Here is a 23779-nt window from a genome sequence, read left to right on the forward strand (position 1 = left end):
AAAAATCGAACATCTATTCTTATTGAGGTTCTGGCGAGGCTCAGAACGGGATGTCGGCGGGGATTTCATCCAGAAGTGCCCGAGTTATCCACAGGCCGGACGGGCGTCGGGGCGGATTGTCAGTGGCAGGCGTTAGCGTCTTTGACGTGAAGCGATCGACTCAAGCAAATCGGGTGGAACCCATGGCAGGAACCGACCGCGAGAAGGCGCTCGACGCCGCGCTCGCACAAATTGAACGACAATTCGGCAAGGGCGCGGTGATGCGCCTCGGCGAGCGCCCGAACGAGCCCATCGAGGTCATCCCCACCGGGTCGACCGCACTCGACGTCGCGCTCGGTGTCGGCGGCCTTCCGCGCGGCCGCGTGGTGGAGGTGTACGGCCCCGAGTCCTCCGGAAAGACGACCCTGACCCTGCACGCGGTGGCGAACGCGCAGAGGGCCGGCGGCCAGGTGGCCTTCGTGGACGCCGAGCACGCCCTCGACCCCGAGTACGCGAAGAAGCTCGGCGTCGACATCGACAACCTGATCCTCTCCCAGCCCGACAACGGCGAGCAGGCTCTGGAGATCGTGGACATGCTGGTCCGCTCCGGCGCCCTCGACCTCATCGTCATCGACTCCGTCGCCGCCCTGGTGCCGCGCGCGGAGATCGAGGGCGAGATGGGTGACTCGCACGTGGGCCTCCAGGCCCGTCTGATGAGCCAGGCACTGCGGAAGATCACCAGCGCGCTCAACCAGTCCAAGACGACCGCGATCTTCATCAACCAGCTCCGCGAGAAGATCGGCGTGATGTTCGGCTCCCCCGAGACCACGACCGGTGGCCGGGCGCTGAAGTTCTACGCCTCGGTCCGTCTCGACATCCGCCGCATCGAGACGCTGAAGGACGGCACCGACGCGGTCGGCAACCGCACCCGCGTCAAGGTCGTCAAGAACAAGGTCGCGCCCCCCTTCAAGCAGGCCGAGTTCGACATCCTCTACGGGCAGGGCATCAGCCGTGAGGGCGGTCTGATCGACATGGGCGTGGAGCACGGCTTCGTCCGCAAGGCCGGTGCCTGGTACACGTACGAGGGCGACCAGCTCGGCCAGGGCAAGGAGAACGCGCGCAACTTCCTGAAGGACAATCCCGACCTCGCCAACGAGATCGAGAAGAAGATCCTGGAGAAGCTCGGCGTCGGCGTCAGGCCGGAGGAGCCCAAGACCGCCGAGGCGGGCGCGGACACGGCGGGTACCGCCGACGACGCCGCGAAGACCGTTCCCGCTCCTGCGGCCAAGGCCACCAAGTCCAAGGCCGCGGCGGTCAAGAGCTAGTCCGTGACACGACGAACCGACTGGGCCGAGTACGTCCACCCCGTCGCCTCGGCAGGCCAGGGGCGCGGGGGTGACATCGGCTCCGCGGGAGACAGCGACGCGGCGTACGGCGATCCGGAGGGTGCCGGCCGGCCCGACGGTGACCCGTGGGCCGGTGACGGTCCGGAGCAGGGTGAGGAGCCGCCCCGCGGCGGCTCACGACGTGGTGGTGGCCGGAGCGGCGGCCGGTCGTACGGGGACGACGGACCACCGGGTGACGGGTCGCGCGGTGACGGCGCGCGACGCGGTGGCGGTCGCGCCGGACGGGGCCGCGGCAGAAGGCGTGGCTTCGGCGACGCGTCCGGCGATCCGTCCGCCGACCCGCAGGACGGAGGCCCCCCTTCCTCGTCGAGGGCCGAGAAGGGGGACTCTCCGGGGGACCCGGCTGAGCGGGCGAGGGCGATCTGCCTGCGCCTGCTCACCGGGACCCCGCGCACGCGCAAGCAGCTCGCGGACGCGTTGCGCAAGCGTGAGATCCCGGACGACGTGGCGGACGAGGTGCTGTCCCGCTTCGAAGAGGTGGGGCTGATCAACGACGGCGCCTTCGCCGACGCGTGGGTGGAGTCGCGGCACCACGGCCGGGGCCTCGCCCGCCGGGCGCTGGTGCAGGAACTGCGGACCAAGGGTGTGGACTCCGCACTGATCGACGAGGCGGTCGGGCAGCTCGACTCCGAACAGGAGGAGGCGACCGCGCGGGAGCTGGTCGCCCGCAGACTCCGCTCGACGCGCGGCCTCGACCGCGACAAGCGGATACGGCGGCTCGCGGGCATGCTCGCCCGCAAGGGCTACCCGCAGGGAGTGGCCCTCCGGGTCGTACGGCAGGCGCTGGAGGAAGAGGGCGAGGACACGGAGTTCCTCGGCGAGGAGGAGTTCTGAGCCTGCCTCGCAGCGGGGCCGCGGGCAGGGCGCGACGATCGCGGGAGCGGTGACCGAGCCTGGACCGGGGGCAGCGCTCGGGAGTTCTGCTCGGTGCGAGTGCGAGTGCGAGTGCGAGTGCGGGTTCGGACCGCCGCTGCCGCTGCCGCTGCCAGTGCCCGGTTTCGGGTGCCGGTCGGTTGCTCCGGACCGGATACCCGTCCAGGCCCGAGCCCGTCTCTTGGCCACAGTGGGCGGGACCCGAGCCGCGTCGGCCGCCGAACCGACGGGATCGGTGCCGCTTCGACCGCCGAGCGGGGCGCGAGCGGAGTCACTTCGGCCGCCGGACAGGCAGGGTCGGAGCGCCGGAGCAGGCAGGACCGGAGGCCACTCCGGCCGCCGGTGTTTCCGTGGTCGACGGCCCGGACCGCCGCGCGGTCGGTCACTGGGCAGTCGGCCGACACGCGCGGACCGCGCCGCCGTCGATCACCGGGCAGTACCCGGCCGCGGGCGACCGACAGGCGACAGGAGGTCGACCCGAGCGGGAAGTCCCCGCCGGGGCCGATCGGAAAGCTGCCCGCCGGCCGAGAGCGACTACGGTCCCGCTGGCCGAGCGCGATCACCGCCGCGCCCGCAAGGAGCGATCGCAGACGCCTGCCCCGCCCCACCCCACCCCGCCCCGGGACGGACGAGGACCCATGGCCACGGCTTCGGTCCGGACCGTCAGGGCGCCACCGCCGCCGGGGAGTCGCCGGCAGGGCGCCACCGTCGTCGGGGAGTCGCCGTCAGGGCGCCACCGGCAGGACGCCACGGTCAGGGAGTGACCGTCAGGTAGTCACCGGCAGGCCGGCCGCGCGCCAGGCCTGGAAGCCGCCGATCAGATCGGTCGCCCGGTGCAGCCCCAGGCGGTGCAGGGACTCCGCCGCGAGGCTCGACGCGTACCCCTCGTTGCAGACGATCACGACACGCAGGTCGTGGCCTGTCGCCTCCGGGACGCGATGGCTGCCCCGGGGAACGAGCCGCCACTCCAGTTCGTTGCGCTCGACGACGAGCGCGCCGGGGATCAGCCCGTCGCGCTCACGCAGGGCCGCGTACCGGATGTCGACGAGCAGCGCGTCGCCCGCCCGCGCCTCGTCGTGGGCCGCCCCGGCCTCCACGCGGTCGAACCGCGCGCGAACCTCTTCGAGCAACTCGTCGATCCCCGGCGGGTGTTCGGCCGTCACTGCCAGTCCTCCGGACGCTCGACCTGCTCCAGGCGCAGGATCTGGCCGCTGCGGCTGTAGCGGCGGATCTGCGGCAGGGGCGGGTAGTAGGCGTGGACGGAGACCGCGTGCTCGTCGGCGGACTCGTTGAGCACCTCGTGCACGTGGTGGCGGCCGAAGGAGCGGCCCTTCCCGGCCGACAGCCGTCGTTCCCGGTCGATGCCCTCGGTGAGTTCGAGCGTCTTCCAGCCGTCGGTGGGGAGCCGGGCGGTGAGCGAGTTCTCCTTCAGCTCGCCCGAAGCGGTGAGGAAGGCGCCGACCGACTCGGCGTGGTCGTGCCACCCCGTGCCGGTGCCGGGCGGCCAGCCGATGAGCCAGGCCTCGCTGCCGCCCGGCCCTTCGAGGCGCACCCACGTACGGCCCTCGGGGTCGAGCGGGAGGGAGGCGATGAGATCGGCGTCGGCGGCAGTGCGACGCACGAAGTCGAGCAACTCGGCCTGGGTGGGCGCGTGCGGCGGAGCGGAGACAGCGGGAGACACAGACACGGGTACCGTCCTGATCAGCGTTCGCGTGGGGGCGCGCGGCAGCACACTGGCGCTGCGCGCGGGAAGGGGATGCGAATTCAGCAGGACGGGCGACACACGCAGCCCGCATAGCGGACCAGGTCCATATGGACCCTCCGCCACAGGCGCACACAGGTGTCGGTCACGATCCGGAGTACACCACGACGGTCCGGACCGGTCAACCGAGTGTCACCGTATGGACGGAGGGGCCCTTCAGGACGTATGCGCGCCGGCTTCGGCCGTGGCCCTGGGGCCGCCGAGAGCGGCCTCTGCGGCCTCGTAGAGGTCGGCCGGGCGCACACCGCCCAACGCCGTGACGAGATGGCCGTCCGGACGGATCAGGAGCACCGTGTGCGGGGCCGCCCCCGGGTAGTCCTCGGCGACCAGGAGTTCGGCGTGCTGCGGCAGCGCGGTCACCGCGGCGGCCAGCCTCGGCATGATCCCGGCCGTCACCCAGTGCTTGCGCTCCCAGACACCCGTCCCCGGCGCGATCAGCAGCACCAGGAGGGCCCCTCGGCCCATCCGGTCCCGCAGCCGTACGAAGGAGCCGTCCTCGGCCGTCACCCGTACGTCGACGACCTGCGCGCCGACCGCCGTGCCGATGTCGACCGACGACTCGGCGCGCGGGGACGCGAGCGGCGAGTCGGCGTACGCCCCCGGCGCGCCCAGTGGGCCGCGCCCCAGGTGACCGTCCGTGAGCAGGGCGTCGTGGCCGCGGGCGGAGCCGGGCACGGCGGACCGCAGCCCGCCCGCGCGCAGCACGGGCAGCGACTGGTCGGCCGCGCGCAGCCGTGCCGCGACGACCGCGCGCCGCTCGACCTGGTAGCTGTCCAGGAGCCCCTCGTGGGAGCCGTGGTGCCAGGCGAGGGCCAGCTTCCACGCCAGGTTGTCGGCGTCCCGCAGTCCCTCGTCGAGACCCTGCGTACCGAGCGCGCCGAGCAGATGGGCGGCGTCTCCGGCCAGGAAGACCCGGCCGACCCGCCATCTGCGCGCCAGCCGGTGGTGGACCGTGTGGACACCGGTGTCGAGCAGCTCGTACGACGGTGTCGTCCCGCCGTTCCACCCCCCGAGGGTCTCGCGCGCCCGGGCCACCAGCAGGTCGGGCGTGACCAGGTCCTTGCCGGGCGGCAGCAGCCAGTCCACGCGCCACATGTCGTCGGCGAGAGGGCGTGCGGTCACTTCGCCCGCCGAGGGGCCCGAGGTCCGCCACGGGGGCATGCGGTGCAGCAACGCCTCGCCGGGCCAGGGGAGTTCGGTCCGCAGCGTGGCGACGGCGTGCCGTTCCACGGCGGTCCGGCCGGGGAACCGGATGTCCTGGAGTTTGCGCACCGTGGAGCGCGGTCCGTCGCAGCCGACCAGATGGCTGCCGCGCCACCACGTGCCCCTGGGGCCGCGGGTGTGCGCGGTGACACCGGAGTCGTCCTGCTCGATCGAGTCGAGGCGGCTCTCCACGGCGACCTTGATCAGGCGCTCGGAGGCGATCGCCTCGCGCAGGGCGCCCGTCAGCACGTGCTGGGGGAGGTGAACCGGCGCGGCCTCGTCCGGCCCGAACGTGATGTGGCGCATCACCTGCTTGCGCCGCATCGACCGCCATCCGGCCCAACGGAATCCCGCCGCCGCGACGGGCAGGCCCGTCAGCCGGTCGGCCAGGGCGGCGGTGTCCTCGCGCAGGACGGCCGTCCGGGCGAGCCGCTGCTCGTCCTTGCCGGGTCCTTCGTCCAGGACGACGCAGGGGACCTCCTGGCGGGCCAGAGCAAGGGCGAGCGTCAGTCCGACGGGCCCCGCTCCGGCGATGATCACCGGGTCCACGGCGCGGCGCCCCCTGCCCGGAGCGGTGTCCTGAGCGTCTTACCGGGACTGGCAGGTGGAGCGGGGTGCACGATCACAGAACGTATGCAACCCATTGCCGCTGCTTGCGTCAAGTGACGGAGGGGCGGGGCCCGGCAGGCGGTGTCCCCTGGGGCCTCGGGAGATCACTCCGCTCCCGCGACGCGGCGGGGGCAGTGGCCGATCGCCACTGCCCCCGTACCCGCAGAACCGCTTGACGACTCGTCAGGTCTTCCCGCCGTGCCCGGTGGCGGCCGTGCCGCCCACCTCACCGGCGTTCAGGTCGTCCACGGCGTCGGCCGCGAGGACCGCTCCCGTGCCGCGCTTGCTGCGCCGCAGCCGCTGCTCCAGCCAGCTCGCGAAGCTGGTCAGGATGAAGTTCAGCACGATGTAGACGACCGCGACCACGATGAAGCTCGGCACGACGTTGGCGTAGTTGGCCGCGAGCGTGCTGCGAGAGTTGAGCAGTTCGGTGAAGTTCAGCAGCACGCCGCCGAGCGCGGTGTCCTTCACGATGACGACGAGCTGGCTGACGATGGCCGGCAGCATGACGGTGACGGCCTGGGGCAGCAGGATGCTGCTCATCGTCTGGCCCTTGCGCAGGCCGATCGCGTACGCCGCCTCGGACTGGCCCCTGGGCAGCGAGAGGATGCCCGCACGGACGACCTCGGCGAGGACGGACGCGTTGTAGAGCACCAGGCCCGTCACGACCGCGTACAGCGGGCGCTGCTCGCTGCTGACGTCCGTGTAGCGCACGTAGATCTCGTTGGCGAACAGCATCAGCAGCAGTACCGGGATCGCCCGGAAGAACTCGACCACGGTGCCGGACACGCCCCGCACCCAGCGGTGGTCGGACAGCCGCGCGATGCCGAAGACCGCGCCCAGCGGCAGGGCGATCACCATCGCGATCGCCGCGGCCTTCAGGGTGTTGGCGAGGCCCGGCAGCAGATACGTCGTCCAGGCCTGCGTCGTCGTGAAGGGCTCCCAGAGGTCCCACTTCAGCTGGCCCTTCTCGTCCATGGTGGTCCAGACCCACCAGAGGAACAGGGCGAGAAGGACGAAGAAGACCACCGAGAGGATCACGTTGCGCCGCTTGGCGCGGGGGCCCGGTGTGTCGTACAGAACGGAGGTCACCGCTTCACCGCCAGTCGCTTGCTCAGCCAGCCGAGGACGAGACCGGTGGGCAGGGTGAGTACCACGAACCCGAGCGCGAAGACGGCGCCGATGGCCAGGGTCTGCGCTTCGTTCTCGATCATTGTCTTCATCAGGGTGGCGGCCTCGGCCACGCCGATCGCGGCCGCCACGGTGGTGTTCTTGGTCAGCGCGATCAGCACGTTGGCCAGAGGTCCGATCACCGAGCGGAACGCCTGCGGGAGCACGATCAGCCGCAGCACCTGGTTGAAGTTCAGGCCGATGGCGCGTGCCGCCTCCGCCTGCCCCACGGGCACGGTGTTGATGCCGGACCGGATCGCCTCGCAGACGAAGGCAGCGGTGTAGGCGATGAAGCCGAACACGGCCAGCCGGAAGCCCTGGACCTTGAAGTCGTCGGGCGCGCCCATCGTCATACCGAAGATGTCGGCGAGGCCGAGCGAGGTGAAGACGATGATGACGGTCAGGGGGATGTTTCGGACGATGTTCACGTAGGCGGTGCCGAACCCGCGCATCAACGGGACCGGACTGACCCGCATTCCAGCCAGCAGGGTGCCCCAGACGAGGGAGCCGACAGCGGAGAGGGCGGTGAGTTTCACCGTCATCCAGAACGCCCCGAGGACGTCGTAGCCTTCAAGAAAGTCGAACACGATCTCCCGCGCTTCCGGGTCTGTGGCGTAGGTGAAGGGCGTGGCGCGCCGCCGCGATCGTGGTGAGCGGCGGCGCGCCCGCGGGTTCCCGCGTTACTTGACGATGTTGCCGATCTGCGGGGCGGGCTCGTTCTTGTACTCCGCCGGACCGAAGTTGTCGTCGACGGCCTTCTGCCAGGCCTTGTCGGCGACCATCTTCTCGAGGGCCTTGTTGACCTTGTCCGCGGTCGCCGTGTCGCCCTTCTTGATGCCGATGCCGTAGTTCTCGTTGCTGAGCTTGAGCCCGGCGAGCTTGAACTGGCCCTTGTACTTGTCCTGCGCGGCGAAGCCCGCGAGGATCGAGTCGTCGGTGGTCACGGCGTCGACGGCACCGCTCTGCAGGCCGGCGATGCACTCCGAGTAGCCGCCGTACTCACGGAGCTGGGCCTTCGGGGCGATCTCGGCCTTGACGTTCTGCGCCGAGGTGGAGCCGGTCACGGAACACAGCTTCTTGCCGTTGAGGTCCGTGGCCTTGGTGATGTCGGAGTCCGACTTGACCAGCAGGTCCTGGTGGGCGAGCAGGTAGGGGCCGGCGAAGTCGACCTTCTCCTTGCGCTCGTCGTTGATCGAGTACGTGGCCGCGATGAGCTTGACGTCGCCGCGGGCGAGCGCGTTCTCGCGGTCGGCGCTCTTGGTCTCGACCCACTCGATCTGGTCGGCGTCGTAACCGAGCTCCTTGGCCACGTAGGTGGCCACGTCCACGTCGAAGCCGGAGAACGAGCCGTCCGGCTCCTTCAGGCCCAGACCGGGCTGGTCGTACTTGATACCGATCTTGATCTTGTCGCCGCCGCCGGAGCCGGACCCCGATCCGGTGTCGCTGTCGCTGTCCTTGTCACCGCCGCCGCAGGCGGTCGCGGTCAGGGCGAGCACGAGCGCGGCGGCCGCCGCGGCAGAGGCCTTGCGAAGCTTCATGGTGAACATCCTTTGCTGGTGAAGAGGTGTGGAGCGTCGGGTGCGGATGACGTGGACTCTCGGCGGGCTCGGTCGCGGCCCGTCAGTGGTGAAGGATCTTCGACAGGAAGTCCTTGGCCCGGTCGCTGCGGGGGTTGCTGAAGAACTGGTCCGGCACAGCCTCTTCGACGATGCGGCCGTCCGCCATGAACACCACCCGGTTGGCGGCCGAGCGCGCGAAGCCCATCTCGTGGGTGACGACGATCATCGTCATTCCGTCGCGCGCGAGCTGCTGCATGACTTCGAGGACCTCGTTGATCATCTCCGGGTCGAGAGCCGACGTCGGCTCGTCGAAGAGCATGACCTTGGGGTCCATCGCGAGAGCCCGGGCGATCGCCACACGCTGCTGCTGGCCGCCGGAGAGCTGGGCGGGGTACTTGTCCGCCTGCGAGGCGACACCCACACGGTCCAGCAGCCCGCGGGCCTTCTCCTCGGCCGCCTTCTTGTCCGTCCTGCGGACCTTGAGCTGGCCCAGCATCACGTTCTCGAGCACGGTCTTGTGGGCGAACAGGTTGAACGACTGGAAGACCATGCCGACGTCCGCGCGCAGCCGTGCGAGCTCCTTGCCCTCGTGGGGCAGCGGCTTTCCGTCGATCGAGATCTCGCCCGAGTCGATCGTCTCCAGGCGGTTGATCGTGCGGCACAGGGTGGACTTTCCGGACCCGGAGGGCCCGATGACCACGACGACCTCACCACGGGTGATGGTCAGATCGATGTCCTGGAGCACGTGCAACGCGCCGAAGTGCTTGTTGACGTTCTTCAGCACGACCAGATCGTCAGCCGTGGGAACGGCGTCCTTGGTCACCGAAACTTCGGTCATCGGCCTCTTGCTCCGTCCTCCTCGGTTGCGGAGGACAGTAGTGATGCCGCACGACCAGCGTCATTACATCTGAGGGGAAATTGAGCATAACGATCCGGCAGCGGCCGGACACTCTTCGTGAACGGCGCCCCGCGCGCATACCGGCTGAGTAACGGAAGCGCGACGCGCGTCGAACATGCTTGACGCCGCGCGCGTCCATCGGCCTGACTGCCATGGTGCACGCGCGCGTGCAGCCAGTCCAACCACCGCGAACGTACGACCGATGAACCGAAGGGGGCCGGAATGCGACTGCTTCTCGTCGAGGACGACAACCACGTCGCCGCCGCCCTCTCCGCGGTTCTCGCACGGCACGGCTTCCAGGTGGTGCACGCCCGCAGCGGCGAGGAGGCCCTCCAGGCGCTCGTCCCCGAGGGGGCCGGCTTCGGCGTGGTGCTCCTCGACCTCGGCCTGCCCGACCAGGACGGCTACGAGGTCTGCGGCAAGATCCGCAAGCGCACCAGCACCCCCGTGATCATGGTGACCGCGCGGGCCGACGTACGGTCCCGCATCCACGGCCTCAACATGGGGGCCGACGACTACGTCGTGAAGCCGTACGACACCGGGGAGCTCCTCGCGCGCATCCACGCCGTCAGCCGGCGTACCGTCCCCGACGACGCGACGGCCGCCACCGAGACGGTGCTGCACCTCGGTTCCGTCCGTATCGAACTGCCCACCCGGCAGGTCAGCGTCGACGGATCGGCCGTCCAGCTCACCCGCAAGGAGTTCGACCTGCTCGCGCTGCTGGCCCAGCGCCCCGGAGTGGTCTTCCGCCGGGAACAGATCATCAGCGAGGTCTGGCGAACCAGTTGGGAGGGGACCGGACGCACCCTTGAGGTGCACGTCGCGTCCCTGCGCTCCAAGCTGCGGATGCCCGCGCTGATCGAGACCGTGCGCGGCGTCGGATACCGGCTCGTCGCGCCCGGCGTCTAGCGGGCCGGAGTGCGCGCACGCCTGCTCCCGCTGCTCATCGTCCTGATGGCGGCCGTGCTGCTGGCCCTCGGCGTTCCGCTCGCCGTGAGCCTCGCCGCCGCCCAGCAGCAGAAGGTGGTCGTCGACCGCATCGACGACACGGCCCGCTTCGCGTCCCTCGCCCAGTTCGTCACCGACCTGCCCAAGGGCTCGCGCGTCGCGGTCACGGACGAGCGGCTCGACACCCTGAGCCAGGAACTGACCAAGTACCACGGCCTCTACGGCATCAGGGCCGGTGTCTTCTACCGCGACGAAGAAGTCATGGCCAACGCCCCGGTGAACTGGTACGTCCCCAAGAAGGGCGAGGTCCGCGACGCGTTCGACGAGGCGCTCCAGAGCCGCCGGAGCCACGACCCGAGGCAGGTCTGGCCGTGGCAGCGGGACCGGCTCGTCGTCGCGTCCCCCGTCATCCGGGACGGCGACGTGGTCGCGGTGGTCGTCACCGACTCGCCCACCGGCCAGATGCGTTCGAAGATCCTCCAGGGCTGGCTGCTCATCGGCGCCGGCGAGATCGCCGCGATGCTCCTGGCCCTGGGCGCCGCGCTGCGGCTGACCGGCTGGGTGCTGCGGCCGGTACGGGTCCTCGACGCGACCACGCACGACATCGCCACCGGCAGGCTGAAGTCCAGGGTCGCGGTCGCCGGCGGCCCCCCGGAACTCAGGCGGCTGGCCCGCTCGTTCAACGAGATGGCCGACAACGTCGAGGACGTCCTGGAGCAGCAGCGCGCCTTCGTCGCCGACGCCTCCCACCAACTCCGCAACCCCCTGTCGGCCCTGCTGCTGAGGATCGAACTGCTCGCCCTGGAACTGCCCGAGGGCAACGAGGAGATCGCCTCGGTCCGCACCGAGGGCAAGCGCCTCGCCCAGGTCCTGGACGACCTCCTGGACCTCGCGCTGGCGGAGCACGCCGAGGCCGACCTCCAGCTCACGGACATCGGGGAGCTGACTGCCGAGCGCGTGGCGTCCTGGTCCCCGGTCGCCGAGAACAAGGGTGTGCGGCTCGTCGGGAACTGCCCCGCCACGACGGCCTGGGCCGATCCCGTCGCCCTGTCCAGCGCGCTGGACGCGGTGATCGACAACGCGCTGAAGTTCACTCCGGAGGGCGAGTCCGTCGAGGTCGGCGTGGCGTCGAACGGGGAGACGTCGACCATCGTCGTCACCGATCGCGGTCCCGGGCTGAGCGAGGAGGAGCTGAGCCGTGTCGGCGACCGCTTCTGGCGCAGCCCCGGCCACCAGAACATCAAGGGCTCGGGCCTCGGCCTGTCCATCTCGCGGGCCCTGCTCGCGGCGGGCGGCGGGTCCATCGCGTACGAGCGCCACGAGCCGCACGGGCTGAAGGTCACGGTGACGGTGCCGCGGACCGTGCCGGGCGTCTGAGCGGGCCGCGCGTCGTCCGGGGCAGCGCGTCGTCCGGGGCCGCATGCCCTCCGGGGCGGCCCGGAGGGGGCGTATGTCCGCCGCGGAACACTCAGGCGGAGCCCGCGGGCCCGGAGCCTCAGGCGGAGCCCGCGGGCCTCGTACGGGCCGTCAGGGCTTGACCGACCTGTAGTAGCGCCCGGCGCCCTCGTGCAGGTCCAGCGGGTCCGTGTAGATGGCAGTCCGCAGGTCCACTCGCTGGGCCGCGTGCACCTTCTCCCCGATGCGGTCGCGGCTGTTGATCACCGCGCGGGTGACGCCCTCGGTGAGCGCGGGGTCCGTCCCGGCGTGCGTCACGAGCAGGTTCGCGACGGCCACCGTCTGTACGGGGTCCCCGGCCTGGGCCTTGTGGTACGCGTCCGGCGGCACCACGGCGGACCGGTAGTATCCGGCCTCCCCGCGCTGCTCGTGCAGCTTCTTGACGAGTTCCGGGCCTATCGGCACGAGCCTGATGTCGAAGCGGTGGGAGAGGTCGGTCACGGCACTCGTCGGGAGTCCGCCGGACCAGAAGAAGGCGTCGATCCTGCCCGTCTCCAGCAGCTCCGGCATGGTCGCTATGCCCGCCGAGACCGGCCGGATGTCCTTCTGCGGGTCCAGCTCGGCCGCCTTGAGCACGTGGTTCGCGACGAGCCGCACGCCGGAGCCCGGCTGCCCCACCGCCACCCGCTTGCCCCGGAGCTGCTCGATGGACTCCACGGAGGAGGTGCGGGGGACGACCACGTGCACGTAGTCGTCGTAGAGCCGTGCGCAGCCGCGCAGCAGAGCGGCGCCCTCGCCGTGGTCCAGCACGTACCGCTCCACGGCGTCGGCCGCCGCGATGGTGAAGTCGGCCTCCCCGGTGGCCACCCGCTGCACGTTCTGCTGGGAGCCCTCGCTCGTCTCCAGCGTGACGTCCAGCCCCGGCATGTCCTTCGCGAGGGCCTTCTGCAGCAGTTCCCCGTAGAGCTGGTACACGCCGTTCTGCGTTCCCGTGCTGATGGAGATCGTCCCGCCGGGGGACTTCTCGCCCAGGGGCAGCAGCCACCACAGCAGCAGCCCGAAGGCCACGAAGGCGGCGGCCGAACCCTGGAGGGCCCGGCGCCTGCTGATACGGGGGCGCGGCTGGAGCATGCGCGCGATCCTGCCAGCTCGCCCGCCGTGCTGGCCAGGGCGGGGCTCACACCGTGCGCACGGACCCGTCGTGGGGGCGGCGTCGGCCTCGGCGGGCGCGGCACGCCCGCCGACGCCCGAGCGGCCCATGCTCACCGCCCCGGCGCAACGGTTCCGCCGACGGCCGTGCCACCCGTGTGCGTCCGCCGCGGCCGGAGCCCCGGGTGCCGGGCCGCACGCCCGCGACGGGCGGCTGCCCGGGGCGTGCGTGCGGCCCGGGGCGGGCCCGGCCGCCGCCGCCCGACGCCCGTGCTGTCGGGCAGGGCGTCCGCGCGAGCGGCTTCCGTCCCGGCCCGCGACGGTCCGTGGCGGGCTGCTCGTCCGCCGTCCGCATCCGGTGGCTGCCGGTGTCGGCCCGGTCGGCGTCGACCGGCCGCGGGCCGTGCCGGGCCGGTCGTCCGCGACCGTGCCCACCCGCACCGGGGCAGTTCGCCCCGGCCGTGCCCGCCGCGCCCGCCCGCCGTACCGGCCTGGCCGTCGCCCGCCGGTGCGCCCCGTGGCCGGCCGGTACCGCCCGGCGTGCGGGATCGGCTCGTTCCGGCCGGTGCCCGGGGTCTCGCGGGGGCGGGGGCACCGGGGCGGCCGGACGTACTCCGGGCACCGCCTACCCTTATCGCATGAGCAGCAGCGACCGGAGCCGGACAGTGGACCTCACGAGAACGTATGAAGTGCGCACCTACGGGTGCCAGATGAACGTCCACGACTCCGAGCGGCTGTCCGGGCTGCTGGAGGACGCCGGATACGTCCGCGCGCCCGAGGGTTCCGACGGTGACGCCGACGTCGTCGTCTTCAACACCTGCGCGGTCCGGGAGAACGCCGACAACCGCCTCTACGGCAACCTCGGCCGGCTCGCGCCCATGAAGACGAAGCGCCCCGGGATGCAGATCGCGGTCGGCGGCTGCCTCGCCCAGAAGGACCGCGACACCATCGTGAAGCGGGCGCCCTGGGTGGACGTCGTCTTCGGTACGCACAACATCGGCAAGCTGCCGGTCCTCCTGGAGCGCGCCCGCGTGCTGGAGGAGGCGCAGGTCGAGATCGCCGAGTCCCTGGAGGCGTTCCCCTCGACGCTGCCGACCCGCCGCGAGAGCGCGTACGCGGCCTGGGTGTCCATCTCCGTCGGCTGCAACAACACCTGCACCTTCTGCATCGTCCCGGCGCTGCGCGGCAAGGAGAAGGACCGCAGGACCGGCGACATCCTCGCCGAGATCGAGGCGCTGGTCGGCGAGGGCGTCTCCGAGATCACCCTGCTCGGCCAGAACGTCAACGCCTACGGCTCAGACATCGGCGACCGCGAGGCCTTCAGCAAGCTCCTGCGGGCCTGCGGGCGGATCGAGGGCCTCGAACGCGTCCGCTTCACCTCGCCGCACCCGCGCGACTTCACGGACGACGTGATCGCCGCGATGGCCGAGACCCCGAACGTGATGCCCCAGCTGCACATGCCGATGCAGTCCGGCTCCGACACCGTCCTGAAGGCGATGCGGCGCTCGTACCGGCAGGAGCGCTACCTCGGGATCATCGAGAAGGTACGGGCCGCGATCCCGCACGCGGCGATCACCACCGACATCATCGTGGGCTTCCCCGGCGAGACCGAGGAGGACTTCGAGCAGACGCTGCACGCGGTCCGCGAGGCGCGCTTCGCGCAGGCGTTCACGTTCCAGTACTCCAAGCGCCCCGGCACGCCGGCGGCCACCATGGAGGGGCAGATCCCCAAGGAGGTCGTGCAGGCGCGCTACGAGCGCCTCGTCGCCCTCCAGGAGGAGATCTCCTGGGACGAGAACAAGAAGCAGGTCGGCCGCACGCTCGAACTGATGGTCGCCGAGGGCGAGGGCCGCAAGGACGGGGCCACGCACCGCCTGTCCGGCCGCGCGCCCGACAACCGCCTCGTGCACTTCACCAAGCCGGACACCGAGGTCCGCCCCGGCGACGTCGTCACCGTCGAGATCACGTACGCGGCCCCTCACCACCTCCTCGCCGAGGGCGAGGTCCTGGAGGTTCGCCGGACCGGGGCGGGCGACGCCTGGGACCGGCGCAACGCCGCCGCCGCGGCCAAGCCCGCGGGCGTCATGCTGGGCCTGCCCGGCATCGGCGCGCCCGAGCCGCTGCCGGTCGCCGCGGCCGGCGGGTGCGCCCGCGACTGACCGCGCCCGGGCGGGACGCCGCCCCTGACGCCGTATGCCGCGGCGCCCCCGCCCGCCGTACGCCGCGGCGCGTCCGAAGCCGTACGACGCGGATTCCGCGGCCGGGCACGGGGGGCGGGGCGTTGGGCCCGCGGCCGGTCCCGCCGACGTGCTCACCGAGGTGTGACGCCCGGCGGCCCCTGTGGGGCTACGCTGCCGATCATGCTTGTCGCCGCCGCTGTGAGCCCCTGCCCGCCCCTGCTCGTGCCCGAGGTCGCCGCGGGTGCCGCGCCCGAGCTGGACGCCGCGCGCGCCGCGTGCACGGACGCGCTGGGGGTGCTCGCCGCCGCCCGCCCCGACCGGCTGGTGGTGGTGGGACCCGCGGAGGAGGGCGCGCGCGGGCCCTATCCGGAGGGGGCTCGCGGGTCGTTCCGCGCCTTCGGCGTCGATCTCGACGTCCGGCTGGGCGGCAACGGGCCCCGGCCGCGATGGCGTTCGGCCTGGTCCGAGCCCGTGGGGAGCGCGGACCGCGAACTGCCCGCCTCGCTGGCCGTCGCGGCCTGGCTGCTGAACCGCACGGACTGGTCCGACGCCCCCGTCGAAGGGCTCGGGCTGGAGGAGACCCTGGAGACCGAGCGGTGCGTCGAGGCCGGGGCGGGCATCGCCGCGCGGTCCGACCGGGTGGCCCTGCTGGTGATGGGCGACGGCAGCGCCTGCCGCACGCTCAAGGCGCCCGGCTACCTCGACGAGCGGGCGGCGGGCTTCGACGCCGAGGTCGCGCGGGCGCTCGGAGCGGCCGACGTGGCCGCCCTCAAGGCGCTGGACGCGGGACTGGCGCAGGAACTCAAGGCGGCCGGACGTGCGCCCTGGCAGGTGCTCGCGGGCGCGGCGGACGGCGCGGGCCTGTCGGGGGCCCTGCTGTACGAGGACGCGCCGTACGGCGTGGGGTACCTGGTGGCGGCCTGGTCGTAGGACCCGGGCGCCGCGCACTCGCGCGCCCGCCCGCGTCGCGCCCGGGAGCACCGCGGACGGCCCGGAACATCGAGTGGTCCGTGGCCGTCCGCCGATGTGCCGCCGACCCGCCGTCGTACGGAGCCGGGGTGCCGGGGTTGCCGGGCTGCGGGGGATGCCGGAGTGCCGGTCGCACCGGGCGTGCCTTCGGCGACGGCCTGGTGCCGTGTCGTCCCGTGTGCCGGCGCCGGCCCTCGCGCGCGGAGGCGCTACTTGCGGGCGCTCTCGCCGGCCTCGCTGTCGGCCGCCTCCTCCGCGGACTGCTGCTTGGGGATCTCGACGGCCTCCGAGGCGAGCGCGCCGGACTGCGGGGGCGCCGAAGCCTCCCGGGGCTGCGAAGGCTCCTCGGGCTCCGCTGACGCCGAAGACCCTGCGGGCTCCGCGGGCTTCGGGGAGGCGGACGGCCGCGACGGCTTCGGTGACTCCGCCGCGACCGCCGACCCCGCCGACCCCGCCGACTCCGCCGTCTCGGCCGCCCCGGACTCCTCGGTGGCCGGCGACCCCGAACCGGGGGCCTCCGGGCGGGGCGCGGCCTCCGGTCCGGCCTTCGCCGCCTCCGTCCCCCCGGCCGGCTTCCCGGTGCTCCCTGCCGCGTCCGCGGAGGCGGCCGCCGCGGTCCCGTCCGTCGGGGCGTCGGCCTGTGTCCCGGAGGTTGACGCCCTGTTCACGTCCGTGGACTTGGACTTGGATCCGTCTTTCCGAAGAAGTCGTGCGAAAACGCCCATTTCAGCTCCATGGCCTGCTCATGCGGGTGAAACTCCGTGTCACCCGGTGCGTCCCATTGCGGCGCCCGGGGCGCCGGTCCTCGAAACCGACGGCCGGAACCTCGCAACAGGCAACGACCCGGGCCGTGGGGCGTCACGTCGCTCGTTCGTGAAGTGGCCCCGAGGTTTGCGAGACTGGGGCGGTGAGTAGCGCAGCTCCCGTTCCGCGGGTCATCGCCGTCGTCGGTCCCACCGCGGCTGGAAAGTCCGATCTCGGCGTCCATCTGGCCCAGCGCCTGGACGGTGAGGTCATCAACGCCGACTCGATGCAGCTGTACCGGGGGATGGACATCGGCACCGCCAAGCTGACCCCGCAGGAGAGGGCCGGTGTCCCGCACCACCTCCTGGACGTCTGGGACGTCACGGTGACCGCGAGTGTCGCGGAGTACCAGCGCCTCGCGCGCGAACGCATCGACGCGCTGCTCGCCGAGGGGCGCTGGCCGGTCCTCGTCGGCGGCTCCGGCCTCTACGTGCGCGGTGCCGTCGACAACCTGGAGTTCCCCGGCACCGACCCCGAGGTGCGGGCCCGCCTGGAGGAGGAGCTGACCCTGCGCGGATCGGGCGCCCTGCACGCGCGGCTGGCCGTGGCCGACCCCGAGGCGGCCCACGCGATCCTGCCCAGCAACGGCCGCCGCATCGTGCGCGCCCTGGAGGTCATCGAGATCACCGGCAAGCCGTTCACCGCCAACCTCCCCGGCCACGACTCCGTGTACGACACCGTCCAGATCGGCGTCGACGTCGCGCGCCCCGAGCTGGACGAGCGCATCGCCAGGCGCGTCGACCGCATGTGGGAGGCGGGACTCGTCGAGGAAGTGCGCGCACTGGAGGCGCACGGGCTGCGCGAGGGGCGTACGGCGTCGCGCGCCCTCGGCTACCAGCAGGTGCTCGCGGCGCTCGCCGGGGAGTGCACGCAGGACGAGGCGCGTGCGGAGACCGTGCGTGCCACCAAGCGCTTCGCGCGCCGTCAGGATTCCTGGTTCAGACGCGACCCGCGGGTGCATTGGCTCAGTGGGGCCGCGACCGATCTCGCGGAACTTCCGCAGCTCGCGCTGGCGTTGCTCGAACGACCGGTCACAGCCTGATCACGTCCTGGCATCGGGACGCTCCGGCCGTCATCGCGGCCTTCGGGGGCGTGCCATCATCGAGCTTCGATCGACCAAGTGGAGTCCGAGTGGGAGGGCGCGTGGCGATGGAGGCCGGCCCTCGTGACACCGCACAAGGCGCGGAGCGGGACACCGCCGCCGGCGGGACGCACGACACCGCGCAGGACCAGCAGGACCCCGACGGGGACCGGCTGAGCCCCGACGGACCCGACGAGATCGCCGGGGGCGTGACCGCCGACGGACCCGACCCCGAGGAGATGTTCCCGGGGCCCGAGTTCGAGGTCGAGCTCCGGCCGCAGCGCCGGATGCGCATCTGGCAGCTCGCACCCATCGTCGGCCTCGCCGCGCTCGGCTCCCTGATGTTCGCCTTCCCGCTCGCCTTCGACTTCGGCGACAGTGGCGCCATGATCGCCATGCTCGGCCTGCTGATCTGCTCGTGCGCCGGCGGCTGGGGCATGATGGCCGCCCGCCGCGTGGGGTACACCTGGCCGGGCCTGCCGCAGCGCGGCTCGGGCCGCCGCCCCGACTGGCGCGTCGCCATCGGCTACGCCGTGCTGCTGGCCGCCGTCGTGGCGCTCGCGGTGTGGCGCGTGGCCCGCCTGCGCTGAGCACTCCCGCCCCGGCCCCCGGACCGGCCCGCGCGGGTCCGCCCGCCGGACCGTTCGGAGGGGCTCCGCCACGACCCCTTACGATCGAGGAATGAGCACGCGGATCGCCTTCCTCAAGGGGCACGGGACCGAGAACGACTTCGTGATCGTCCCCGACCCCGAGAACACCATCGACCTCCCCCCGGCCGCGGTCGCCGCCCTGTGCGACCGCCGCGCGGGCATCGGCGGCGACGGCCTCCTGCACGTCGTACGGTCCGCCGCGCACCCCGAGGCCCGCGCCATGGCCGGTGAAGCGGAATGGTTCATGGACTACCGCAACGGGGACGGCTCGGTCGCGGAGATGTGCGGCAACGGAGTGCGCGTGTTCGCCCGCTACCTCCAGCACGCCGGACACGTCACCGAGGGGGACATCGCCGTCGCGACGCGCGGCGGGGTGAAGACCGCGCACATCGCCAAGGACGGCGACGTCACCGTGGGCATGGGCAGGGCGATCCTTCCCGAGGCGCAGGCCACCGTGAGCGTCGACGGCCGCACCTGGCCCGCGCGCAACGTGAACATGGGCAACCCGCACGCCGTCGCCTTCGTGGAGGACCTCGACCACGCCGGACATCTGTTCACCCCGCCGCCGTTCAGCCCCGCGGCCGTGTACCCGGACGGCGTGAACGTGGAGTTCGTCGTCGACCGTGGTCTTCGTCACGTCGCTGTGCGTGTCCACGAGCGGGGTTCCGGCGAGACGCGATCGTGCGGCACGGGGGCGTGCGCCGTCGCCGTGGCCGCCGCACGCAGGGACGGAGTCGATCCCGCGGTGACCGGTACGCCGGTGACATACACCGTCGACGTGCCCGGCGGGCGGCTGGTCATCACCGAGCGGCCGGACGGCGGGATCGAGATGACCGGGCCCGCGGTCATCGTCGCTGAGGGTGAGATCGACCCCGGATGGCTCGACTCCGCGACCCTCTGACCCTTCCCTCGAATGGGTGATCCGTTTCACGCTGGGCGAGAGGCGGTCGGCCGGGCGTGGTGGGGTCGGTAGCATCAAGCACCGGCACGGACGGGGGAACGACGCGATCCCCAGAGCCGAGTACGCCATGGGGCACCCCGTCCGCCGGTCCACGCAGCCGGAGGTGCCCATGAGTGCGGAGGCCACGAACCCCGCGACGCCCGGCCCCATGACGCCCGGAGCTCAGCGCAGGCGGGGCCGCCCCCGGATCGATCTGCGACGGCTCGGCCGGGCCGCTCTACTGGGTCCCGCAGCCCGCGACCGGCTGCCCGACGCGATCGGCCACGTGGCCGAGGCCCATCGCGCCCATCACCCCGACGCCGACCTGGACCCGCTGCGCCGCGCGTACGTGCTCGCCGAGTCCTCGCACCGCGGCCAGATGCGCAAGAGCGGCGAGCCGTACATCACGCACCCGCTCGCCGTGACGCTGATCCTCGCCGAACTCGGCGCGGAGACGACCACGTTGACCGCCTCCCTGCTCCACGACACGGTCGAGGACACGGAAGTGACGCTCGATCAGGTACGCGCGGAGTTCGGCGAGGAGGTCCGCTACCTCGTCGACGGCGTGACCAAGCTGGAGAAGGTCGACTACGGGGCCGCCGCCGAGCCCGAGACGTTCCGCAAGATGCTGGTGGCCACGGGCAGCGACGTGCGCGTCATGTCGATCAAACTCGCCGACCGGCTGCACAACATGCGCACGCTCGGCGTGATGCGCCCGGAGAAGCAGGAACGGATCGCCAAGGTCACCAAGGACGTCCTGATCCCGCTGGCCGAACGCCTCGGAGTCCAGGCGCTGAAGACCGAGTTGGAGGACCTGGTCTTCGCGATCCTGCATCCGGGGGAGTACCGCCACACCAGGGAACTGATCGTCAACAACGCCTCGCGCACGGACGATCCGCTCGCCGAGGTCCGGGACGAGGTCCGCGGAGTCCTGCGAGAGGCCGGCATCCAGGCCGAAGTCCTCATCAGGCCGCGGCACTTCGTCTCCGTGCACCGCGTCTCCCGCAAGCGCGGCGACCTGCGCGGAGCCGACTTCGGCCGGCTCCTGGTCCTGGTGAACGAGGACGCCGACTGCTACGGCGTCCTCGGCGAACTGCACACCTGCCTCACCCCGGTCGTCTCGGAGTTCAAGGACTTCATCGCCGTCCCCAAGTTCAACCTGTACCAGTCGCTGCACACCGCGGTCGCCCGCCCCGACGGGCAGGTCGTCGAAGTCCTCGTACGCACGCACCAGATGCACAAGGTCGCCGAGGCCGGTGTCATCGCCCTCGGCAACCCCTACGCCGCTCCCGCGGAGGAGCAGGCGGACACCGACGGCCCGCGCCCCGCGGACGGCGAGCGCGCCGACCCCACCCGGCCCGGCTGGCTCTCCCGGCTGCTGGACTGGCAGGAGGCCGCCCCGGACCCCGACACGTTCTGGTCCACACTCCGCGAAGACCTCGCCCAGGACCGGGAGATCACCGTCTTCCGCCCCGACGGCGGCACGCTGGGACTGCCCGCGGGCGCCAGTTGCGTCGACGCCGCGTACGCCCAGTACGGCGAGGACGCGCACGCCTGCATCGGCGCCCGCGTCAACGGCCGCCTGGCGAGGCTGAGTACGGTCCTGAGCGACGGCGACACCGTGCAACTGCTCATGGGACAGGACCCGTCCTCGGAGCCCTCCAGGGAGTGGCTGGAGCACGCGCACACGCCGGTCGCACGGATCGCCATCACCCGGTGGCTCGCCGCCCATCCGGTGCCCGCCGCACCGCCCGAGGCCCCCGCCGCGGCCGTCCGGCCGTCCGTGGACGGCCCCGCCGCCCGCCCCGCGGCCGCGGACGTCGTGGTGGACCGGCCGGGGGCGACCGTACGCCTGGCGGGCTGCTGTACACCCGTACCGCCCGACGCGATCACCGCGTTCTCGGTACGCGGGGGAGTGGTGACCGTGCACCGCGTCGAATGCGCCGGCGTCACCCGCATGAAGGGCGCGGGGCGTGCGGAGGTCGACGTGCGGTGGGGCGACACCACCGAGTGCCGCGTCACCCTCGTCGCCGAGTCCTTCGGGCGGCCCCATCTGCTCGCCGACCTCACCGAGGCCATCGCCCTGGAGGGTGTCGCCATCGTCTCGGCGACCGTCGAACCGCCCAGCCAGCAGCGCGTACGCCACACGTACACCCTCCAACTCCCCGACGCCGCGCACCTTCCCGCACTGATGCGGGCCATGCGCAACGTGCCGGGCGTCTTCGACGTCGGCCGGGCCCAGCACCAGGCCGGCATGCCGTAGCCGGGCGCGGGCCGCCCGTTCCCCCGACACCGGCATCGCCCCGCGGCCGCACGCGCGCCCTCCCGATCCGACTTGCCGTCACATCGCCCGCACCCGTCGCGCTGGTCGCGCTGGTTCCGTCGTTCCCGCTCGTCCGTCCTGTGCCTGCCGGGGGCCCGTTCGGGTGGACCCGGTGCGAGTCGGCACCGCGGGACGGGCGGACGCTGATAGCCGTGGTCCATGCTGCGCACCCCCAGGACCACCCCCCGTACCGGGACGCCCCGCCCCCGCACCCGCCGACGGCTGCGGACGGCGTTCCTCGCATCCGGCGCCTGCGCCTGCCTGATCGCCGCGAGCGCGCCCGCGCCCGCCCCGCTGGGCATCGGCGACCGCCTCTTCCCGTACCTCGGCAACCCCGGATACGACGTCAAGTCGTACGACCTGGCCTTCACCTACCCCGGGCGGAACACCGAGCCGCTCCCGGCGGTCACCACCATCGAGGCGCGTACGACGGCCTGGCTGGAGCGGATCAATCTCGACCACTCGCACGGAAGGGTGCGCTCGGTCGAGGTCGACGGAGTGCCCGCCGACTTCAGGAGCGCGGGCGAGGACCTGGTCGTCACACCCGAGAGGCGCCTGCCGCCCGGGGTCCGGACGCGGATCACCGTGCGCCACGACAGCGACCCGGTGTCCGGCAAGGACCAGGAGAGCGGCTGGGTGCGCACCGACGACGGCCTCGCCATGGCCAACCAGGCCGACGCCGGACACCGGGTCTTCCCCGGCAACGACCACCCCTCCGACAAGGCGATGTTCACCTTCCGGATCACCACGCCCAAGGGCTACACGGCCGTCGCCAACGGACTGCCCGCCGGTGTGACGCGCCGGGCCTCGGACACCACCTGGGTGTACCGGACCGAGCACCCCATGGCCACCGAACTGGCCCAGGTGTCCATCGGGCGCTCCACCGTCCTGCACCGCGCCGGCCCGGACGGCCTGCCCGTGCGGGACGTGGTGCCCACCAAGGACCGCGAGAAGCTCGAACCGTGGCTCAGGAGGACGCCCGCCCAGATCGAGTGGATGCAGGAGAAGGTCGGCGACTACCCCTTCGAGACGTACGGCGTGCTGATCGCCGCAGCCCGCACCGGGTTCGAGCTGGAGACCCAGACGCTCTCCCTCTTCGAGCGGGAGATCTTCACCCGGCCCGAGTACCCGAAGTGGTACGTCGAGTCGATCATGGTGCACGAGCTGGCCCACCAGTGGTTCGGCGACAGCGTCTCGCCGCGCACCTGGTCCGACCTGTGGCTCAACGAGGGGCACGCGACCTGGTACGAGGCCCTCTACTCCGAGGAGAAGGCCGGCCGGCCCATGGAGACGCGGATGCGCGCGGCCTACCGGGCCTCCGACACCTGGCGCGCGTCCGGCGGTCCGCCCGCCGCCCCGAAGGGGGCCGAGCCGGGCGAGAAGCTCAGCATCTTCCGCCCGAACGTCTACGACGGCAGCGCCCTCGTCCTGTACGCCCTGCGCGAGGAGATCGGCCGCCGGGCCTTCGAGCGGCTGGAGCGCGCCTGGGTGAACACCCACCGTGACGGCGTCGCGGACACCCGGGACTTCCGGCGCCTCGCCTCCGGCATCGCGGGCCGCGATCTCGACGCCTTCTTCGAGGGCTGGCTGTACGCCGAGAAGACCCCGCCGATGCCCGGGCACCCCGACTGGCGCAGCGAGACACCCGCGCGGAAGGCCCCGGCCGGGCCGCTCCGGGCCCCGCACCACGCGGGTGGCGGCTCCCGATAAGTCGGGTGACGAGACGGGCCGTCCCGTGCGACCATCGTCGCGTCGGCGCCGACGGGGGCCGGCGGCGGCCCCCCGGGACGCGGCCGGGAATCTCCCGGCGGCCCCGGACGTTGTTCACAGTGATGGACGGGAGTCCGTCACCCCACAGGTATCCACTCGACGTAAGGACCC

21 protein-coding genes are annotated in these 23779 nt (G+C 72.3%); 11 read left to right on the forward strand and 10 right to left on the reverse strand.

Annotated features, from left to right (window positions below):
* The first annotated feature begins 182 nt into the window (after positions 1 to 182).
* Together recA and recX are read left to right on the forward strand one after the other, a co-directional pair.
* The gene (gene recA, locus IE265_RS20930) at positions 183 to 1304 is read left to right on the forward strand and encodes a recombinase RecA (RefSeq protein WP_190037177.1); all 1122 of its coding nucleotides are present in this window, start codon (positions 183 to 185) and stop codon (positions 1302 to 1304) included.
* Positions 1305 to 1307: 3 nt separating this feature from the next.
* On the forward strand, positions 1308 to 2219 hold the full coding sequence (recX, locus tag IE265_RS20935; protein WP_190037178.1) for a recombination regulator RecX: 912 nt from the start codon (positions 1308 to 1310) through the stop codon (positions 2217 to 2219).
* Between the two features lie 806 nt (positions 2220 to 3025).
* Here recX and IE265_RS20940 read toward each other — a convergent pair.
* The 8 genes from IE265_RS20940 to IE265_RS20970 form a co-directional block, all read right to left on the reverse strand.
* On the reverse strand, positions 3026 to 3427 hold the full coding sequence (locus tag IE265_RS20940; RefSeq protein WP_190037297.1) for a rhodanese-like domain-containing protein: 402 nt from the start codon (positions 3425 to 3427) through the stop codon (positions 3026 to 3028).
* On the reverse strand, positions 3418 to 3945 hold the full coding sequence (locus IE265_RS20945) for a cupin domain-containing protein (protein WP_190037179.1): 528 nt from the start codon (positions 3943 to 3945) through the stop codon (positions 3418 to 3420). Before IE265_RS20945 ends, IE265_RS20940 begins: the two co-directional genes overlap by 10 nt.
* A gap of 77 nt (positions 3946 to 4022) precedes the next feature.
* Positions 4023 to 4070, reverse strand: coding sequence for a hypothetical protein (locus IE265_RS39345; RefSeq protein ID WP_309506048.1), 48 nt, complete (start codon positions 4068 to 4070; stop codon positions 4023 to 4025).
* 106 nt (positions 4071 to 4176) lie between these two features.
* Positions 4177 to 5772 carry an FAD-dependent monooxygenase gene (locus IE265_RS20950; RefSeq protein WP_190037180.1) on the reverse strand — a complete coding sequence of 532 codons (1596 nt, stop codon included), beginning with the start codon at positions 5770 to 5772 and terminating at the stop codon, positions 4177 to 4179.
* Between the two features lie 243 nt (positions 5773 to 6015).
* Positions 6016 to 6924, reverse strand: a complete 909-nt coding sequence (locus IE265_RS20955; RefSeq protein WP_190037181.1) for an amino acid ABC transporter permease — start codon at positions 6922 to 6924, stop codon at positions 6016 to 6018.
* A complete protein-coding gene (locus IE265_RS20960) occupies positions 6921 to 7589 on the reverse strand; it encodes an amino acid ABC transporter permease (protein ID WP_190037182.1) in 669 nt (222 codons plus the stop codon). The genes IE265_RS20955 and IE265_RS20960 overlap by 4 nt, the downstream gene beginning before the upstream one ends.
* A 93-nt stretch (positions 7590 to 7682) precedes the next feature.
* Positions 7683 to 8540 (reverse strand): glutamate ABC transporter substrate-binding protein, encoded by an 858-nt coding sequence (locus tag IE265_RS20965; protein WP_190037183.1) that lies wholly within the window; start codon positions 8538 to 8540, stop codon positions 7683 to 7685.
* An 82-nt stretch (positions 8541 to 8622) separates the two neighbouring features.
* On the reverse strand, positions 8623 to 9399 hold the full coding sequence (locus tag IE265_RS20970) for an amino acid ABC transporter ATP-binding protein (RefSeq protein WP_190037184.1): 777 nt from the start codon (positions 9397 to 9399) through the stop codon (positions 8623 to 8625).
* Between the two features lie 282 nt (positions 9400 to 9681).
* Between IE265_RS20970 and IE265_RS20975 the strand changes: the two genes are divergently transcribed.
* Together IE265_RS20975 and IE265_RS20980 are read left to right on the forward strand one after the other, a co-directional pair.
* Entirely contained in the window at positions 9682 to 10368 is a 687-nt protein-coding gene (locus IE265_RS20975; protein WP_190037185.1) for a response regulator transcription factor, read from the forward strand.
* 9 nt (positions 10369 to 10377) lie between these two features.
* On the forward strand, positions 10378 to 11784 hold the full coding sequence (locus IE265_RS20980; RefSeq protein ID WP_190037186.1) for a sensor histidine kinase: 1407 nt from the start codon (positions 10378 to 10380) through the stop codon (positions 11782 to 11784).
* Between the two features lie 150 nt (positions 11785 to 11934).
* Here the strand turns inward: IE265_RS20980 and IE265_RS20985 are convergent, their stop codons facing one another.
* The gene (locus tag IE265_RS20985) at positions 11935 to 12933 is read right to left on the reverse strand and encodes a TAXI family TRAP transporter solute-binding subunit (RefSeq protein ID WP_190037187.1); all 999 of its coding nucleotides are present in this window, start codon (positions 12931 to 12933) and stop codon (positions 11935 to 11937) included.
* Between the two features lie 656 nt (positions 12934 to 13589).
* Between IE265_RS20985 and miaB the strand changes: the two genes are divergently transcribed.
* Entirely contained in the window at positions 13590 to 15110 is a 1521-nt protein-coding gene (gene miaB / locus IE265_RS20990; RefSeq protein ID WP_190037188.1) for a tRNA (N6-isopentenyl adenosine(37)-C2)-methylthiotransferase MiaB, read from the forward strand.
* Positions 15111 to 15311: 201 nt separating this feature from the next.
* Positions 15312 to 16061 (forward strand): class III extradiol dioxygenase subunit B-like domain-containing protein, encoded by a 750-nt coding sequence (locus tag IE265_RS20995; RefSeq protein WP_190037189.1) that lies wholly within the window; start codon positions 15312 to 15314, stop codon positions 16059 to 16061.
* 248 nt (positions 16062 to 16309) lie between these two features.
* On the opposite strand, the gene IE265_RS21000 is transcribed toward IE265_RS20995, so the two are convergent.
* Positions 16310 to 16825: a hypothetical protein gene (locus IE265_RS21000; RefSeq protein ID WP_229916361.1), complete on the reverse strand. Its 516-nt coding sequence runs from the start codon at positions 16823 to 16825 to the stop codon at positions 16310 to 16312.
* 182 nt (positions 16826 to 17007) lie between these two features.
* Here IE265_RS21000 and miaA point away from each other — a divergent pair, with 182 nt between their 5' ends.
* The 5 genes from miaA to IE265_RS21025 all read left to right on the forward strand — a co-directional run bounded on the left by miaA (position 17008) and on the right by IE265_RS21025 (position 23608).
* On the forward strand, positions 17008 to 17946 hold the full coding sequence (gene miaA, locus IE265_RS21005) for a tRNA (adenosine(37)-N6)-dimethylallyltransferase MiaA (protein WP_190037191.1): 939 nt from the start codon (positions 17008 to 17010) through the stop codon (positions 17944 to 17946).
* Positions 17947 to 18053: 107 nt separating this feature from the next.
* Positions 18054 to 18575 carry a hypothetical protein gene (locus tag IE265_RS21010; protein ID WP_190037298.1) on the forward strand — a complete coding sequence of 174 codons (522 nt, stop codon included), beginning with the start codon at positions 18054 to 18056 and terminating at the stop codon, positions 18573 to 18575.
* 91 nt (positions 18576 to 18666) lie between these two features.
* The gene (dapF, locus tag IE265_RS21015) at positions 18667 to 19536 is read left to right on the forward strand and encodes a diaminopimelate epimerase (protein ID WP_190037192.1); all 870 of its coding nucleotides are present in this window, start codon (positions 18667 to 18669) and stop codon (positions 19534 to 19536) included.
* A gap of 169 nt (positions 19537 to 19705) precedes the next feature.
* Complete coding sequence (locus IE265_RS21020; protein ID WP_190037193.1) at positions 19706 to 21838, forward strand: RelA/SpoT family protein; 2133 nt, start codon at positions 19706 to 19708, stop codon at positions 21836 to 21838.
* 219 nt (positions 21839 to 22057) lie between these two features.
* Entirely contained in the window at positions 22058 to 23608 is a 1551-nt protein-coding gene (locus tag IE265_RS21025) for a M1 family metallopeptidase (protein ID WP_190037194.1), read from the forward strand.
* Positions 23609 to 23779 lie beyond the last annotated feature (171 nt).

Origin of the sequence: Streptomyces fructofermentans (genome assembly GCF_014651055.1) — a bacterium.
Lineage (GTDB): Bacteria > Actinomycetota > Actinomycetes > Streptomycetales > Streptomycetaceae > Streptomyces > Streptomyces fructofermentans.

What these genes read in the sequence shown, in the direction of transcription:
- recA (WP_190037177.1), top strand. Translation starts at nt 183, where the DNA reads ATGGCAGGAACCGACCGCGAGAAGGCGCTCGACGCCGCGCTCGCACAA.
- IE265_RS20965 (WP_190037183.1), bottom strand. Translation starts at nt 8,540, where the DNA reads ATGAAGCTTCGCAAGGCCTCTGCCGCGGCGGCCGCCGCGCTCGTGCTC.
- IE265_RS20970 (WP_190037184.1), bottom strand. Translation starts at nt 9,399, where the DNA reads ATGACCGAAGTTTCGGTGACCAAGGACGCCGTTCCCACGGCTGACGAT.
- IE265_RS20975 (WP_190037185.1), top strand. Translation starts at nt 9,682, where the DNA reads ATGCGACTGCTTCTCGTCGAGGACGACAACCACGTCGCCGCCGCCCTC.
- IE265_RS20985 (WP_190037187.1), bottom strand. Translation starts at nt 12,933, where the DNA reads ATGCTCCAGCCGCGCCCCCGTATCAGCAGGCGCCGGGCCCTCCAGGGT.
- miaB (WP_190037188.1), top strand. Translation starts at nt 13,590, where the DNA reads ATGAGCAGCAGCGACCGGAGCCGGACAGTGGACCTCACGAGAACGTAT.
- IE265_RS20995 (WP_190037189.1), top strand. Translation starts at nt 15,312, where the DNA reads ATGCTTGTCGCCGCCGCTGTGAGCCCCTGCCCGCCCCTGCTCGTGCCC.
- IE265_RS21000 (WP_229916361.1), bottom strand. Translation starts at nt 16,825, where the DNA reads ATGGGCGTTTTCGCACGACTTCTTCGGAAAGACGGATCCAAGTCCAAG.
- IE265_RS21010 (WP_190037298.1), top strand. Translation starts at nt 18,054, where the DNA reads ATGGAGGCCGGCCCTCGTGACACCGCACAAGGCGCGGAGCGGGACACC.
- dapF (WP_190037192.1), top strand. Translation starts at nt 18,667, where the DNA reads ATGAGCACGCGGATCGCCTTCCTCAAGGGGCACGGGACCGAGAACGAC.
- IE265_RS21020 (WP_190037193.1), top strand. Translation starts at nt 19,706, where the DNA reads ATGAGTGCGGAGGCCACGAACCCCGCGACGCCCGGCCCCATGACGCCC.
- IE265_RS21025 (WP_190037194.1), top strand. Translation starts at nt 22,058, where the DNA reads ATGCTGCGCACCCCCAGGACCACCCCCCGTACCGGGACGCCCCGCCCC.